A 14348-nucleotide genomic window follows, 5' to 3' on the forward strand; every position below is an offset into this window, starting at 1 on the left:
TAGTATTCCGGCGGCTGACAGCGTGAGATTGTCCAATCTAGGTAGTATTTCTCGTTTGCAATAGGCCGGTTTGTCCTAAATAGGTAGTATTAAGGTGGCTGACAGCGTGAGGTCGTCCAAATTAGGTAGTATTACTCGTTTCCATTACAGCATTTCGTCGTAAATAGATACTGGTTCATTAATCAGCTATTAAGAGTGCAAATTGCAGTAAACACTCCTATCTATCATCTTAATACAGAAACACCACTTTTTTAACGTGCTTGCTCATAACTCACTCAGCATGAGCAAGTACAAGCGACCATCATCGCAATTGGATGCTGTGTCCTTACTAAAACCATTTATATTGTAACGCTGGACCATATTGCTGGATGTTTAGATGGAAATATTTTTTGAACGAAAATTGTACGGTTGGTGCCGTTAAATCTGAAATTGCGAGTTGATCTCCCTTTGCTTTTTCATAGTCGGCCCCATAGCGAAGGAATATCCCATCAAACAGGAATACCTATGTTTCACCTCACCTACAAGCTGTATATGCCCGATGATTTTCACAATGGATTTAATGACACTGACGATGAAGCTGCTTTTGATGCTTACCGACAAGCTATGGTAGAAGATATAGCTGCTATTAATGGTGTTCAAAATTTACAAGATAATGGTGACCAAATAGAGTTCGATTACATCTCCGATGGTAATAGCTTTGCTCAAAACTGCCACAGTCTGGCTAGTAAGATGTTTAATCAAGTCAGAATTAGTCAGGTAATCAAGTAAGATGTGTTGCCAATAGAGAATTTGATGAAAGTTACGCCCGGCGTCACGCCCACATTTCAAGCGCTACAGGTTGCTTCGTTCAATCACTTCTTGAGCTGAGCCGCGTTAAAGATGTGAGAGCAATGCATACCTCTTCCCAATCTATAATCGTGAGTAGTTTTTGTCCAAGTTCAAAATAATAGTATTTTCCCAATCTATATAAGCCCAGAGCTCTTCAAAGGAATGCGTGATTCAGGGGGCTGGATTCCCAAACACTAATAAACGAGGTTAGTTTCATGATGACTGTTAATGAAATCTGTGACTATTTTAATTAAGTTTGTGACCGTTATTAAGATTGTGATTGATTGAGCTGTTTATAGATTTGAAAGGCGAGCCGTAAGTGCTCGCTTTTTTTATTCAGAAAAATATTGGCAGTTGGTTTAACAAGTAAAACGTTTTCAATAAATATTCATACAGCAACTGTAATAATAAACAATTGCTGTTGGTTGGTTACAAAATTTGTGTAGGTTATATTGACAGTGTCATTATTTGAGAATTGAAATAATTGTTTAAAATCAATCGCTTAACTAAATTTTTATATAGATTCGTTTTGAAAATATATATAAAAAGATATTGCTTGTGAGGAAGTAGTCTCTCACTAAGAAATTATTGCTTTCTTATAGGTACATTGGTCTTTCGATATTCCGTAACCAGAACAGCCAATAAAGTTACCTTATTTCCCATTAACTTCTCAAAGCGGGCGACCGAATTTAGGGCACAGTGATATTTCTCTTTTACAGCTTTCATTCTGACATACACAGTGTATCTCTTTATCACCGAAGGGGCGTTAATGAAAGGCGAAACTGTGGTTCGCTTTTTTTTAGTTAATAGATATTCTAGACGTTGCGAGATAATATTTATATATTAAATGACTTAAACTTATGAACAATGCTGGACTCTTGATTGTATTATTCGGTGTTTACAATTGTTCTATATGATCTGCCTGAAGGCGCTAATAGTGCTTCTGATAAAGTGAAAGTTTGAGATGATTATTTTTAAGTGAAATAATTTTTCATAAAATAAATAATCTAATGCATTATCCTCTGTATTTTTTCTCTGGTGGAATTTTAATCTGTAATATGAATTAGCATTTATAAAGCCCATTCCATTTTTTGTAAACTTGATATCATGTTTTTGATGGATGGGCCATATTTTTAATATATTTGTTTAGTTTGAATCTATAATGAAAGATAAGATCTTAACGCATTGTGAACAAAGCATTTTTGCTCTAGAAGTATTTCGTGATCTCCTCTAAATGAAAATCGCATTCGACTATCATCAATATTCCCAATTATGCCAATGCGATACAAATCTGTTAAGATTTTATGTATTTTATGATTGTTAAGGAGGATTGAAACTTCTTCGTAATATTCAGATGTTTTATCGCACCTTTCTATCATTTCATTTAATGTGAAATATTGCTTGAAGCCATAAAGTAATCGTTTTATACCGGTAATTTCATCATTTTTATAAGTCGACTTTAACTCCTCTGTGACTTCTACCCAACTTAGTTCGGAATATTTTTTCTTATAGAATCAAAAACACTGTGTTTAAAACTTGACTCATAGGGGTGTTGGTCTTGTCCTATTTTAAGTAGGCGAATTATGTCTCGAGGTCGATACCAAGAATGATGTAGTATATAAGATTTTGTTTCACTATTCTGAATTTTTTCAGGGAAAAATAATTCCCATATTTTAGTATCAGAATCTGATTCACACTCTTTTCCCAGACTTGTTCGAAGTCTCTTGGTTACCACGTTTAATAGAGGCTGCTGGGAAGTATCAATTCCTGGTCTGTTCCACATAATCTCTGTGCCGAAATCACCAAGTACCTTATTAATTTCTTTCCCAAGTGAATCAACTGCACTTTGAACCTCCGATCTTACGGCACTATAAAGTAGAATTTTGAAGCCTTTTTTCTTACACGTTGCGTTAATTTTAGATATAGTAACGATAATATCCCTTATCAATCGAGCATCTCGAGTATATTGTTTCTTCGTATTATGGTTTAACTCTAATTCGTCAAAGAAAATATCTAAACTACCTTCTCCCGCACTTAATTTTGAAAATTCACTATCAGCCTTCCTTACTAGTTGATTAAAACTGATAGTTGCTTTTTCTTCATGGTCCCATTCTAACTCTAATTTAAATTTCGGGTTTTTACTTATAATTATATTGCCTTTCTTAATCCTTGGGATTAGACTTATACTACCTTTTACATTTCCGCTTGAGTCCATTGGAGAGTTTATAAGTGCTTTAAAGTTATTATATATCAGGTTTCTTTGAAAAATTTCCGTTGAGTCATTCTCCATTGTTTCTACAAGTTTTCTATATATAAACCAACGCCAAATAAATTCATAGTCATCGTGAGAAACATTTTCCCCGCTATCTTCGGCAATTGTTGTTCTAGCTGCTTGAGTGAACTCCTTTTTGTACTCCTCATCTATTTCGCTTTTAAATAATACGAAGCTAGTTTTTACATTGCCCTCTTCTTCTTTCTTAATGGAAATGTACCTCAATAAAGCTGTTTTTCCCGTCCCTTTTAGTCCGACTATGAAATATTTTTTTCCTTGTATATATTTTTCAGTGTCTAAGCTTGGAGGAGTAACAAAAGATTTCTTGAAGTTTTTATCTCTTCTGGAGAGTTTGTTATTAATTCATTTTTTGCATCAATGTTTCCGAGGTGAATATCTCTTAATTCCATTTCCTTATTTCCTTTGTTTCGAAAATTTAACTTCTTATTGGTTTGGTTGATTTGTTTCTTTATTCTATGATAATTATCTTTTGGTCTATTTTGTAAGTCAAAATTAAGTATTTTCTTTTAAAGAAAGTTTGTGTATTTATAACTGGCCTTTAAGTAATATTTATTTTGATAGTACCTTAGAGGGCCTATTATGATGAAACAGTGCTAAGTAACTTATTTAATTTCTTTATTACTTCATGATATGAAACTCAGTCGCCCCAACGCTGAGAACCACTCTTAACTTCGCCAGACTTTGCTTATTCTACTATGTTAGCCTTTTCTATAGCCTCTATGATTGCATCTACACAACTTTCAAGTCTGCTCTCTATTTTTTATAAATCTGTCATCGGATAAGTCAGCAACATCATATGCGTCACGTTCAGCAACCAGTGTGTAAGTACGGCAAAAATAATGCGTCCGGTAAGCAGGTAAACCGTTCCGTAAAGTAACCCCGCCACTGTCGCGACCAGTACGTAATTTGCTCCACCTGCAAAATGTGCGACTCCAAATACCGCGCTAGTTATTACTAGCACCAACGCTGTGTGTGCTGTTGCTGAAAGGTTGCCCGGAAGCTTAGGATTAACAAACTTAAACAGCAGACCACGGAATAATAGTTCTTCCGCTACGCAGGTATTGGTGAGATTGGAAAGGGCAATTAACAGGAAATAGTCGGGTATCTCGATTTGCCACGTGACGATGCCAGTACTGACTGCAATCATCACAACCGCTGCTGTGCCCAACGGCGCGCACAAAGCGGGTAGTAGCCAGTGAATTGATTTATTTGATGGCAAGCTGCGCTTGAAAAGTGGAACAAAACACAGTGCAGACCAGCTAAACAAAGCTTTATCAACATTCAAGTAAAGATTAACGGGTAAGCTATTGGCTTTCAGAACTTCGTTTTCAGCAAGCAAAAGCCCCTGGTAACCGGGGAGTTGATGAACGATGAGCCCTGCACTCAATACCAGCCAAATCAGCAGGAGAAGTCGGGTTAACCAACCATTGTCAGCATTGTTGCGAGGTTCAGCAAGCCGCCAGGTAACAAAAATATAAAGCGCTACAAACAGCAGAAACAGGGGAGATAGGGAAGCCAAACAGAGTGCTGACAACAGCACAAACGGCAGCCCGAACTTCACCCATCGGGAAGCAGAAAAACTGCTCGCTATCAATAAAGCGGATACGGCTAAATAGATTTCTGCCAACGGTTCTCTTCCTTGAGTCATGAAATATTTTACACGGTGCTTTCGCGCGAATGTACTTTACCTGAATTTCAAACTTTAATCTGTTCCTCGTAGCGGAACCTACCATGCAATCTACTAGGCAACCTGCGACCTGAATTAAAGTGTTGCTTGGGATTACCTAATGACCTGAATTGATTCGTTTTACATTCGTCGTGTATGGTACTGGAAATAATACACTAAACGTTGAATGGATTCGTGACACCAGACTATAGCAATTACTCCAGAACGGATCTGGAAGAGGCACTTAGCTCAATTGATAAGGAACAGTTTCCTGAGCGGGTGAAGCAAATACACCAGGCGCTTGCAGCACTTGATGTCAGTGAAGACGGTTCGGTGTCACCTGATCAGGAAATACTGCTGCCAGAGCCAGAAGAAGAAACGCCTGAACAAACGCAGCGTAAGGTGGTGAAAAATTTTGCGCTGACTTGTGGCGGGTTGATACTCGCTGCCATGCTGTTACCTGTCTATTTTCATTCTTTCCTGTTAAATAACGAGATGGCTATGCCGTTCAAGTGGGCGGCGCTAGTGGCTGCTCTGGTGGTATTTGTGGTAACCATCAAAAAGATGCTGCACACCAATTATCTACGTAAAACAAATGCGACGCTGCTGGCCAGAGGCAAGCGGCCCATGACAGTGGATTCACCCCGTCGTTATATTGGGGTGTTCGGCGGTGCGTTGTTTTTGGCCCTGTTTGCAGCTTTCACTATATACCGCGGCGTGCCGGTGGCGATCCATCTTTATGTACTGGATAGCAAGGAGGAAACTCTACATGCGACCATTGCTGCGTTACCCCGTCGCTATCGCCAAAAGCACTGTAACGGTAAAATTTATCTGGCAGAGTATGAGCCCCAATTTTTCAATTACGTATGTGATGCTTCGACAAGGTCACAGTGGGAACAACTACGTCCGGGACAAAAAATTCTGCTGTACGGAAGCCGTTCTGCTCTGGGTTTTCTGGTCAAATGAACATATTTGCGAGCGCATACTTTTACGTGTCACGGTGCGCTTAGTTTCGTTAGGTTCACTCCCCGGACTGCGGCTTGAACACAATCTTGCCGGATTCAACGGTCATCACTAATGGCATATCGGTCAGCCATGCGTAGGTAGCTGGTACATCCTTCACTTCATAAACGGGCTGCTCCATCAAAAAATGATTCAGCAGGCTCATTACCTTACTGCTCACCGGCGCAAGGTTGCCGCGATAACCCATGGCATCGACGGTGGTGTCGTTAAGTACCAGTGAGCGAATGAATACGGCCTTTTTGCTTGGGTCGTAATAGGGCATACCTTCAACGTCTAGCTTCACTTTGGCTGGATATTTCATGCCGAGCACGGATACGGTTGCCGTGGCATCGGCAATGAGCTGGATGGTCTGGCGGTTTTCCGGCCCGATATTTACCTGCATGTCGTCTACTTCGAGAAGCAGGGGAATGCCAAGAATCGAACCTTGTTCCTGCACGTTAGCAACCTGCCTATCTACTACCCGCTGAAGGTCGGCATTGGTTACACTGTATGAAGCCAATGAGGCGAGGGTGCTACAACCGGCCAGGGCAACCATACAAACGAAAGCAACGAGCAGGCGGAAATTTAAAAAGCGGTTCATACAAACTCCGTATTCGAGGTGAGGGGTCAGTTTACCAAACACGCTGGCAGAGCTGATAATTTATTTAAATACGCGGCATAGTTCGACAACGCATCAATTTTTAAGGTTCCCTCTGCCTGATTTTATCATTTCTACCACGCTATATATCGCTTCCCACTATCCGCATTGCGGCAATTAGCGGTATGGTTTCAACAAGGCGAAATCACACACAGCATTCGCGATAAAAATTAGGGTATACGGATTTAAAGGTTGATGAGGTAAATTTTTCCCACTAACCGGTTACCGCCCTCAGATGGTTGATAGATCGACCCTGTAGTTGAGTTCCTCGGCTAAGTCCGGCAGACCGTAACCGATGGTTTTCTTATAGAACGGAGAGACCTTCGCAGTTGGGGCCTTCTTCTTGTGCTTCGTGATGTAGAGCATTCGTGCCCGAATCACCTCGAAGGAGTAGCCACGTCCCTCCCGGTTTTTGTCCTTGGCCAGTCTGTTGATGGACTCCGTGTAAGCGTTGGTGACGGGCATGCCCGTCTCAAAGTAGGTCATGATCTCTTCGCGCAAGTTGCCCACCGCCCTGACCAAATCGCTCCAGACTTCCTTCTGTCCCTTCGGGATGCTGGCTATCCAATCGTCCAGAGCGACTTCTGCCTGGGGCCGTGTGGTAACGTCCCAGATGCCGTAGAAGCGTTCCTTGTGCTCATAGGCGGCCAGCAGTTGCGGGAATGCGCCTGTCCAGGTCTCCATGATGAGGTGTTCCCGGTCTCGCTTGAGGGTTCGGCTCTGGGAAGGCTTCAGCTCCTTTCTGAGGCCCTTGCGCACCTTCTCCAAGGCATCGTTTGACATACGCACCACATGGAACTTATCGACCACGATGCGTGCCTGTGGCAGCACCGTCTTGACAGCCGTCCGGTAGGGGTTCCACATGTCCATGCTGACGATCTCGACCTTCTGCCGGTCTTTCAGCTTCATTAGGTAGTTGGTCACCACGTCCTGATGTCGGGTGGCCAGTAGGTCAAGGAGGGTTCGCTCCTCGATGTTGGTCAGGATGCAGCGGTAGCGTTTGTTCAGGTACAGCTCATCGATGCCCAGAATGCGGGGCGTCTCGAAGCAGTGCCAGCGCCCCAGGAACTCAGCGCGGGCGTTGAAGATGTCGCGTACCGTCTTTTCGTCCAGGCCGGTCTGTGCCGAAACAAAGGTATACGGGTGATTTGCAGCCTGACACTTGGTACTCAGGTAGGTGCAGAATGTTGTCGGGCATTTCGATCATGGGGCGTGCTCCTTATCGTATTGGCTCCATTTTCCGCACAGTTCCAAATGAAGTTCTTCTGCACATAGCAACCTATCTGCAGTTGCTAGCTGTTATGTCTGGTCAACTACCTGCATTTGCGCTTCATTCATTCTGCCGCCGTGCACTGTCAGCTGTAAAAACCCAGCTTCAAGTTCACGGACATCTGTAGGTGTGAGCGTTACGTTAAGAGCGCCCAGATTTTCATTAAGGTGGTTGACACTCCGCGTACCTGGAATGGGGACAATCCAAGGCTTCTGTGCCAACAGCCAAGCAAGTGCGATCTGGGAAGGGCTAACACGCTTCTGCTCAGCAAGCTTCCAAAGAACATTGATGACCGGCTGATTGGCAGCTAGGTTCTCCTCGGAGAAACGGTCAAAACCAACGCGAAGATCTGTTGCTGGGTCAAATTTCGTATTGGCCCACATCTTTCCTGGAAGGTAGCCCATTCCTAGCGGTCCCCACGGAACGAAGCCAATGCCGAGCGCTTCACAGGTGGCAAGAACTTCGTTTTTTTCGGGGCTTCGTTCCATGAACGAATATTCAGTCTGAACGGCGGCCACCGGATGAACGGTATGTGCTCGACGGATGGTCGTTGCGCTTGCTTCTGACAGCCCAAAGTGGAGCACCTTTCCCTGATTAATCAGGTCTTTAACAGCCCCTGCCACTTCTTCAATTGGGACCGATGGGTCAACGCGATGCTGGTAAAGCAAATCAATGCGATCCGTTCTCAGGCGCCCGAGTGACTCCTCCACCATTCGTTTGATGTTTTCGGGACGACTGTTAAGCCCTCCGTTCTTGATGTCAAAACCAAATTTAGTCGCAATGGCGACCTTGTTGCGGAACGGTGCTACAGCCTCACCAACTAGCTTTTCATTGGTATACGGCCCGTACACTTCAGCTGTATCAAAAAACGTAACCCCTTTTTCGTAAGCCGTACGGAGAGTTTCTATACCTTGGTTTTTATCTGCCGGTGGACCGTAGTTGGCACTAATACTCATACAACCCGCGCCTAGCGCAGACACGGCTAAATCTCCAAGATGCCGGGTAGGCATACCGGACTCTCCTGAGTGAGATGGAGCCCTCACTGCATCACCTGTTTTTCGGTTGTCCGATGCCGCCCATGATGTTGTCGCTACCGCGAGACCGGCCCCGAGCGAGGCGGCCTTGATTATTAAGTTACGGCGGTCAGGATTTGCGATGTTTGATTCAGTTTGCTTAGTAACGCTTTCACTATTGTTCATAAATTTAACCTCACTAGAAGTGGTTTTACATAGACTGGACCGTGGGACGTACGAGAATTTCGTATAACGTCACGCGTTGCGGACGGCTGATAGCGAACGAAATGACATCGGCTTCAATCGCGATGGCTGCGTCGCCTAGCGAATCGACTAAAGCTTGGAGGCGGTCAACACGCCGAGTCAGTAACGCTACTTGATGGCCATCTGCCACTAGGGCACGGGCTGTTGCTTCACCGATTCCTGACGATGCGCCAGTGATCACCGCCACTCGACCAGTCTTTGGTTGGGTATTCATCATCACCTCTTTATTTCCTAGTTAGTGTTAAAATTCTCTCGGGCCACCAAGCCAATCAGTACTGAATCTGCGTCGTTTAACATGTCCAGTTTTGTAGCCAGAAAGCGTAGGGTGTAGGTAAAACTACCTCTGCATGTTTAACCTCTAGATCTCGAGCTGCTTGAAATGGCCAATGCGGATTGGCCAACAGTGATCGGGCTAAGAACACCACATCAACCTGTTCATCGCGGATAAAAGCATCGGCATCTTTGGCATTGGATATTAGCCAGCTCGTGCCCACCGCTAGCCCAGTTTCGGCGCGAACACATTTGGCGTAGGGCAACATGAAATTGGGGCCCCACGGCACCTGTTCGGCTGGTGTCGATAGCGCGAGACCAACATCGACCAAATCCACACCCAAGCTTTTAAGCCAGCGCAACACTTGAAGTGCTTCGCTAAACGAGTGTTCTGTACCGTTATCGAATTCCGTAACTCCAAGTCGTATGGTCAAGGGCAAGTCATTCGGCCAGACATTGCGAACCGCTGTGACGGTCTCCAACAAAAAGCGGGCACGGTTTTCCAGCGACCCACCGTAGTGGTCGGTTCTGCGGTTAGAGTGCTGGGAAAGAAAGCTCTGCCCCAGGAAGCCGTGAGCAAAATGAAGCTCTAACCATTCAAAACCCGCTTCGTAAGCCCGTCGGGCGGCGTCCGCAAAATTCTGCTGGGTTCGTTGAATGTCAGTGAGCGTCATCGCTATGGGTAGGTGTGGTGACTCAGGCATATAGGACAGTGCACTCGGGGCCACGGGTTGCCATGCTTGCGGGTCGGTTTTCGCTAACGGAGCGCCCCCCTCCCAAGGCGGCGTGCAACCGGCCTTACGACCGGCATGGCCGAGCTGAATACCAGGTACGGCACCGTTGGATTTGATCGATTGCGCAACAGACGCGAAGCCTTCAACCTGAGCGTCGCTCCACAGACCCGCATCGCCTGGGGTAATGCGGCCTTCCGGGGAGACGGCTGTGGCTTCGACGACCAATAAACCCACGCCACCACGGGCGAGCATGGTGTAGTGAGTCTTGTGCCATTCGTTCAAGAACCCGTCTTGGGCCTGGTATTGGCACATAGGCGAGGCTGCGATACGGTTTCTCAGCGTAATTCGCTTGAGATTGAATGGTGAGAAGAGAGAAGGCATTGGCTACCCCGAGACTGATTACTGATAGTGCCTCATCATAACCAGGTAACTGTCTCTGGAGTTGCCAAATTCAAGCGCATCATTGCCTAAAACGACGAATGCTAATAATAAACAAGAAAATGAGGTGTTGGTCAGTGTTATACTGTTGATACTTAGATGATATGGACGCTAGGCATGCAGCAACACTATGTGGCTTATAACAACGGATCCTCTCCGATTGGTACGTTGGCCAACACTATTGAAACTATTGCCCAAAGTGATGGTGACTACGCCACGGCTATACCAGGGCTTTCACTCCATCGGAGGCGTACCCCAACGGAGCCTGTGCACTGTATCTATACGATGGGCTTGGGGGTAGTGGCACAAGGTGGCAAGCAAGTCATGCTGGGAGACGCACTGCTCGAATACGGTAGAGGAGATTGTATGCTCACGACGATCGACCTACCTGTGATCTCTCACATTACCCAGGCTCGAATCAAAGACCCTTTCCTGGGCCTTATGTTAACTATGGACGTACGAACTATCGTTCAGGCGGCTTCGGAAATGGATTTACCTCCTCTTCAGCGAAACTCCACCTCTCAGCCTATTACGGTGGCAGCGCTGGATGATCTCATGATAGATGCACTTACACGCTTGGTTAGGCTGACTAGCGAACCGCTGTTAGCTCCCAAGCTAGCACCTCTCATTAAAGAGGAAATTATAGTGCGATTGCTGGCAGGCCCACTCGGATCGCAGCTCAGAAATTTCCTGATCACGGAATCGCCAAGCCATCAGATCACAAAAGCCATTGCCTGGCTAAAGCAACACTTCGCACAAACACTACAAGTGGAGGAGTTGGCAGCCTACGTACACATGAGCCAATCCACTTTTCGCCAGCATTTTCGAGCCATTACCGGCACTAGCCCGCTTCAGTTTCAAAAACAACTGCGGCTGCAAGAGGCTCGGCAATTGATGCTCAACCAAAATGTCGATGCAGGAACCGCCAGCTCGTTTGTGGGTTATGAAAGCCCTTCTCAATTCAATCGGGAGTACCGCCGCTTATTCGGCGCACCGCCCCGAAAAGATGTAAAACAACTGAGGCAGGCGGGTGTTATGCGGTAGGTTGTGACGATAAAGTTTCGACCGGCTTTCAACCAGATATTCCGTTGAGATAATAGCCTTTAATGCCGAGTGCAAATTAATAAATCAACCAGATATTCCGGTTAACCAAAAATTACAACAACAATTCCAACAAGAACAATGTAAAAGGAAACCTTCATGTTATCTATCTTCCGTCGCACGGCCATCGCCGCACTGGTTATGGGCAGTGCATCTGCCTTTGCGCAAACCCCTGCCGTAGATTACGCGCTGAGTTTCGATAACGCGGTGCATCACGAAGCTACGATTAGCTCAACCTTTACCGGTGCGAAAGGGGAGTATTTGGATTTTCGAATGAGCCGCTCATCGCCGGGGCGTTATGCCATTCATGAATTTGCCAAAAACGTGTACGACGTAACGGCGGTGGATCATAACGGTAAGGCTCTGGATGTTGAGCGAGTGTCGCCCTATGCGTGGCGAGTGAAGAACGACCCTGCGGGCGTGAAGGTGACTTACACCTTGTTTGCCAACCGCGCTGACGGTACCTACAGCGGCATCGATGAAACCCACGCCCACCTGAATTTTCCCGCCACGCTGATGTGGAACGAAGCGCTTGCTGATGCGCCGGTATCCGTGAACTTTACGCCATTTGCTAAAGACTGGAAGGTGGCGACACAACTGGCAAAAACTTCTGACCCATTTTCCTTTACTGCACCGAACCTGCAATACTTGATGGACAGCCCAACCGAGCTAAGCGACATGGATATTGTGAGCTGGAAGCAGGAATCGGCAGGTAAGAGCTATACCATTAATCTGGCGGTACACGATCCGGGTACCTTTGAAGACGTGGAAGCATTCGTAGAAAAAGCGAAAAAAGTGGTGGCAACCCAGATGGACGTATTCGGTGAGCTGGCGGATTTTGATTATGGTGAATATACCTTTATCGCCTGCTACATGCCACAGGTAAATGGCGACGGTATGGAGCATCGTAACTCTACCATTCTCACCAATGTACTGCCGTTGTTCGAAACTGAACTGGGGCACAACAGCCATATACGCACACTATCTCACGAGTTCTTCCACAGCTGGAACGTAGAGCGTATTCGACCTGCTGATTTGGAACCGTTCGATTTCACGCAAGCAAACCCAACTACTAATTTGTGGTTTGCCGAAGGTTTCACATCGTACTATGGCGAGCTTACGTTGAAGCTTACCGGCGAATACGACAGCAAAACCTATTACGACAAAATGGCCGGGGCGATTAATGCGGTGAAACTGCGGAACGGGCCTAAGCATTTCAGCCCGGAAGGCATGAGTTTGCAGGCGCCATTTGTGGATGCTGCCACAGCGATTGATCCCACCAACTTTAGCAATACGTTTTTATCGTATTACACCTATGGTCATGGCCTTGGCATTGCGCTGGATTTGATGATCCGCAGTGAATTCCCGGGCAAGTCGTTGAACGACGTCATGCAGCAAGCATGGAAGACGCTGGGCAAACCGGAAAAGCCTTATAGTGCCGACGATGTGCAAAAAGCGCTGGCTGATGGAGTGGGCGATAAAGCCTTTGCCGCTGATTTCTTCAAGCGTTACATCCACGGTCAGGAAATTCCAGATTACGCAGCGCTGCTGAAAAATGCGGGGTTGAACCTGGAACTTGAATCGCCAGATACCGCCAGCCTGGGCCCTGTTTCGACAGATTTTAGTAACGGGGCAGCACTAATAAGCGCTGGCACTATTGCCGGCACGCCGCTGTATGACGCCGGTCTGGAGAAGGGCGATGCGATTACCCACATTGGCCGCTACAACACCCGCGATAAGGCGCGCTGGGATCTGGCGCTGAAAAACTTTAAGCCCGGTGATACCACCACGATTCGCTTCAAGCGTTTCGATAAAGAACTGGAAACGGAAGTGACCTTCTATCAGAAGCCAGATTTGGAGATTACCGAGATGGCGGAAGACGAAGTGAGTTATAAAGCGACATCATTCCGTAGTGCATGGTTGGGTGAAGCGGAGAGCGAAGACGAGAGATAATTCCGTTTCATTATTTTATTTAAGCACGACAGAATGCGGGAGACACATCACAGTGCCTCCCGCTTTTTAAATAGTGCTCTTGCTAATCTACTCGTTTTAACGAGCAGCCTTGGCCCAAAGTCTTCAGTGGTTGCTGAGCTGTTTAACCATCGCCTTTGCCACACTATGAGCACTCGACGGGTTCTGGCCTGTAATTACACGGCCATCCTCAATCACAAAATCCTGCCACGGCTGTACTTTACTGAATCGCGCCGCCTTTCGCGCCAGCGCTTCTTCAAGTAAGAACGGAATGTCGTCGATGGTACCGTAATCGATTTCTTCTTCGCGAGTAAACGCGGTCACTGACTTGTCTGCCAGTAAGGTTTCCCCGGAAGACAAGGTGATTGGCAGCAGTGCAGCAGGGCCGTGGCATACAGCACCCAGTAATCCGCCTTGTTCATAATGGATGGCTGCCAGTGTGGCAAAGTCTTTATTAGTGGCTAAATCACTCAGCAAACCAAAACCACCGGGATAGAAGATTGCTGCGTAATCATCAATGTTCACTTCTGAGACAGATAGACTGTTGCTAATCTGGCTCTTAACATCGTCGCTGTTAAGCACCTGCGCGTTAACCTCATCACCTTCGATATCCGTACCATAAATCGGTACCTCGCCACCTGTAATTGAGGCGATGTCATATTCATAACCGTGTTCATTGAACACATGCAGCGCATGGGTGAGCTCAGGTGAATAGGTGCCGTTAGCCTTATCGGTTGAACCCAGGGTAGCGTGATTAGTGACAGGAATTAGTATCTTTTTCATCGGAAGTCCTCCGGTTGCTGTATTGATTCGCGACCACTATAAAATGTAACCTGCTGG

The 14348-nt window shown here is 46.0% G+C and carries 11 protein-coding genes and 1 pseudogene; 4 read left to right on the top strand and 8 right to left on the bottom strand.

Annotated elements, in window-relative coordinates; all coding sequences use genetic code 11:
• Positions 1–504: 504 nt before the first annotated feature.
• The gene (locus tag BFC18_RS10865) at positions 505–768 is read left to right on the top strand and encodes a hypothetical protein (protein WP_070125579.1); all 264 of its coding nucleotides are present in this window, start codon (positions 505–507) and stop codon (positions 766–768) included.
• Between the two features lie 1546 nt (positions 769–2314).
• Here the strand turns inward: BFC18_RS10865 and BFC18_RS10870 are convergent.
• Both BFC18_RS10870 and BFC18_RS10875 read right to left on the bottom strand, forming a co-directional pair.
• Positions 2315–3382 (bottom strand): P-loop ATPase, Sll1717 family, encoded by a 1068-nt coding sequence (locus tag BFC18_RS10870; RefSeq protein ID WP_425388381.1) that lies wholly within the window; start codon positions 3380–3382, stop codon positions 2315–2317.
• 499 nt (positions 3383–3881) lie between these two features.
• Positions 3882–4748: a CPBP family intramembrane glutamic endopeptidase gene (locus BFC18_RS10875; RefSeq protein ID WP_070125581.1), complete on the bottom strand. Its 867-nt coding sequence runs from the start codon at positions 4746–4748 to the stop codon at positions 3882–3884.
• 234 nt (positions 4749–4982) lie between these two features.
• Between BFC18_RS10875 and BFC18_RS10880 the strand changes: the two genes are divergently transcribed.
• Positions 4983–5753, top strand: coding sequence for a hypothetical protein (locus tag BFC18_RS10880; RefSeq protein ID WP_070125582.1), 771 nt, complete (start codon positions 4983–4985; stop codon positions 5751–5753).
• 55 nt (positions 5754–5808) lie between these two features.
• On the opposite strand, the gene BFC18_RS10885 is transcribed toward BFC18_RS10880, so the two are convergent.
• From BFC18_RS10885 to BFC18_RS10905, 5 genes and pseudogenes are all read right to left on the bottom strand, one after another.
• Positions 5809–6390: a YceB family lipoprotein gene (locus BFC18_RS10885; protein ID WP_070125583.1), complete on the bottom strand. Its 582-nt coding sequence runs from the start codon at positions 6388–6390 to the stop codon at positions 5809–5811.
• A gap of 288 nt (positions 6391–6678) precedes the next feature.
• Positions 6679–7605 (bottom strand): annotated as a pseudogene (locus BFC18_RS10890) (ISL3 family transposase); the annotation flags it as partial.
• Positions 7606–7746: 141 nt separating this feature from the next.
• A complete protein-coding gene (locus BFC18_RS10895; RefSeq protein ID WP_170826593.1) occupies positions 7747–8916 on the bottom strand; it encodes an aldo/keto reductase in 1170 nt (389 codons plus the stop codon).
• Positions 8917–8941: 25 nt separating this feature from the next.
• Positions 8942–9208: an SDR family oxidoreductase gene (locus tag BFC18_RS10900; protein ID WP_070125585.1), complete on the bottom strand. Its 267-nt coding sequence runs from the start codon at positions 9206–9208 to the stop codon at positions 8942–8944.
• 76 nt (positions 9209–9284) lie between these two features.
• Positions 9285–10379, bottom strand: coding sequence for an NADH:flavin oxidoreductase/NADH oxidase (locus BFC18_RS10905; protein WP_070125586.1), 1095 nt, complete (start codon positions 10377–10379; stop codon positions 9285–9287).
• 174 nt (positions 10380–10553) lie between these two features.
• Between BFC18_RS10905 and BFC18_RS10910 the strand changes: the two genes are divergently transcribed.
• Together BFC18_RS10910 and BFC18_RS10915 are read left to right on the top strand one after the other, a co-directional pair.
• Entirely contained in the window at positions 10554–11480 is a 927-nt protein-coding gene (locus BFC18_RS10910) for an AraC family transcriptional regulator (RefSeq protein WP_070125587.1), read from the top strand.
• Between the two features lie 156 nt (positions 11481–11636).
• Complete coding sequence (locus BFC18_RS10915) at positions 11637–13490, top strand: M61 family metallopeptidase (protein ID WP_070125588.1); 1854 nt, start codon at positions 11637–11639, stop codon at positions 13488–13490.
• Positions 13491–13613: 123 nt separating this feature from the next.
• Here the strand turns inward: BFC18_RS10915 and BFC18_RS10920 are convergent, their stop codons facing one another.
• Positions 13614–14291, bottom strand: a complete 678-nt coding sequence (locus tag BFC18_RS10920; protein ID WP_070125589.1) for a type 1 glutamine amidotransferase domain-containing protein — start codon at positions 14289–14291, stop codon at positions 13614–13616.
• Between the last annotated feature and the right edge of the window lie 57 nt (positions 14292–14348).

Origin of the sequence: Alteromonas confluentis (genome assembly GCF_001757105.1) — a bacterium.
Classification (GTDB): Bacteria; Pseudomonadota; Gammaproteobacteria; order Enterobacterales; family Alteromonadaceae; genus Alteromonas; species Alteromonas confluentis.

Coding starts and splice junctions, on each gene's coding strand:
- BFC18_RS10865 (WP_070125579.1), top strand. CDS start 505: ATGTTTCACCTCACCTACAAGCTGTATATGCCCGATGATTTTCACAAT.
- BFC18_RS10885 (WP_070125583.1), bottom strand. CDS start 6,390: ATGAACCGCTTTTTAAATTTCCGCCTGCTCGTTGCTTTCGTTTGTATG.
- BFC18_RS10895 (WP_170826593.1), bottom strand. CDS start 8,916: ATGAACAATAGTGAAAGCGTTACTAAGCAAACTGAATCAAACATCGCA.
- BFC18_RS10900 (WP_070125585.1), bottom strand. CDS start 9,208: ATGAATACCCAACCAAAGACTGGTCGAGTGGCGGTGATCACTGGCGCA.
- BFC18_RS10905 (WP_070125586.1), bottom strand. CDS start 10,379: ATGCCTTCTCTCTTCTCACCATTCAATCTCAAGCGAATTACGCTGAGA.
- BFC18_RS10910 (WP_070125587.1), top strand. CDS start 10,554: ATGCAGCAACACTATGTGGCTTATAACAACGGATCCTCTCCGATTGGT.
- BFC18_RS10915 (WP_070125588.1), top strand. CDS start 11,637: ATGTTATCTATCTTCCGTCGCACGGCCATCGCCGCACTGGTTATGGGC.
- BFC18_RS10920 (WP_070125589.1), bottom strand. CDS start 14,291: ATGAAAAAGATACTAATTCCTGTCACTAATCACGCTACCCTGGGTTCA.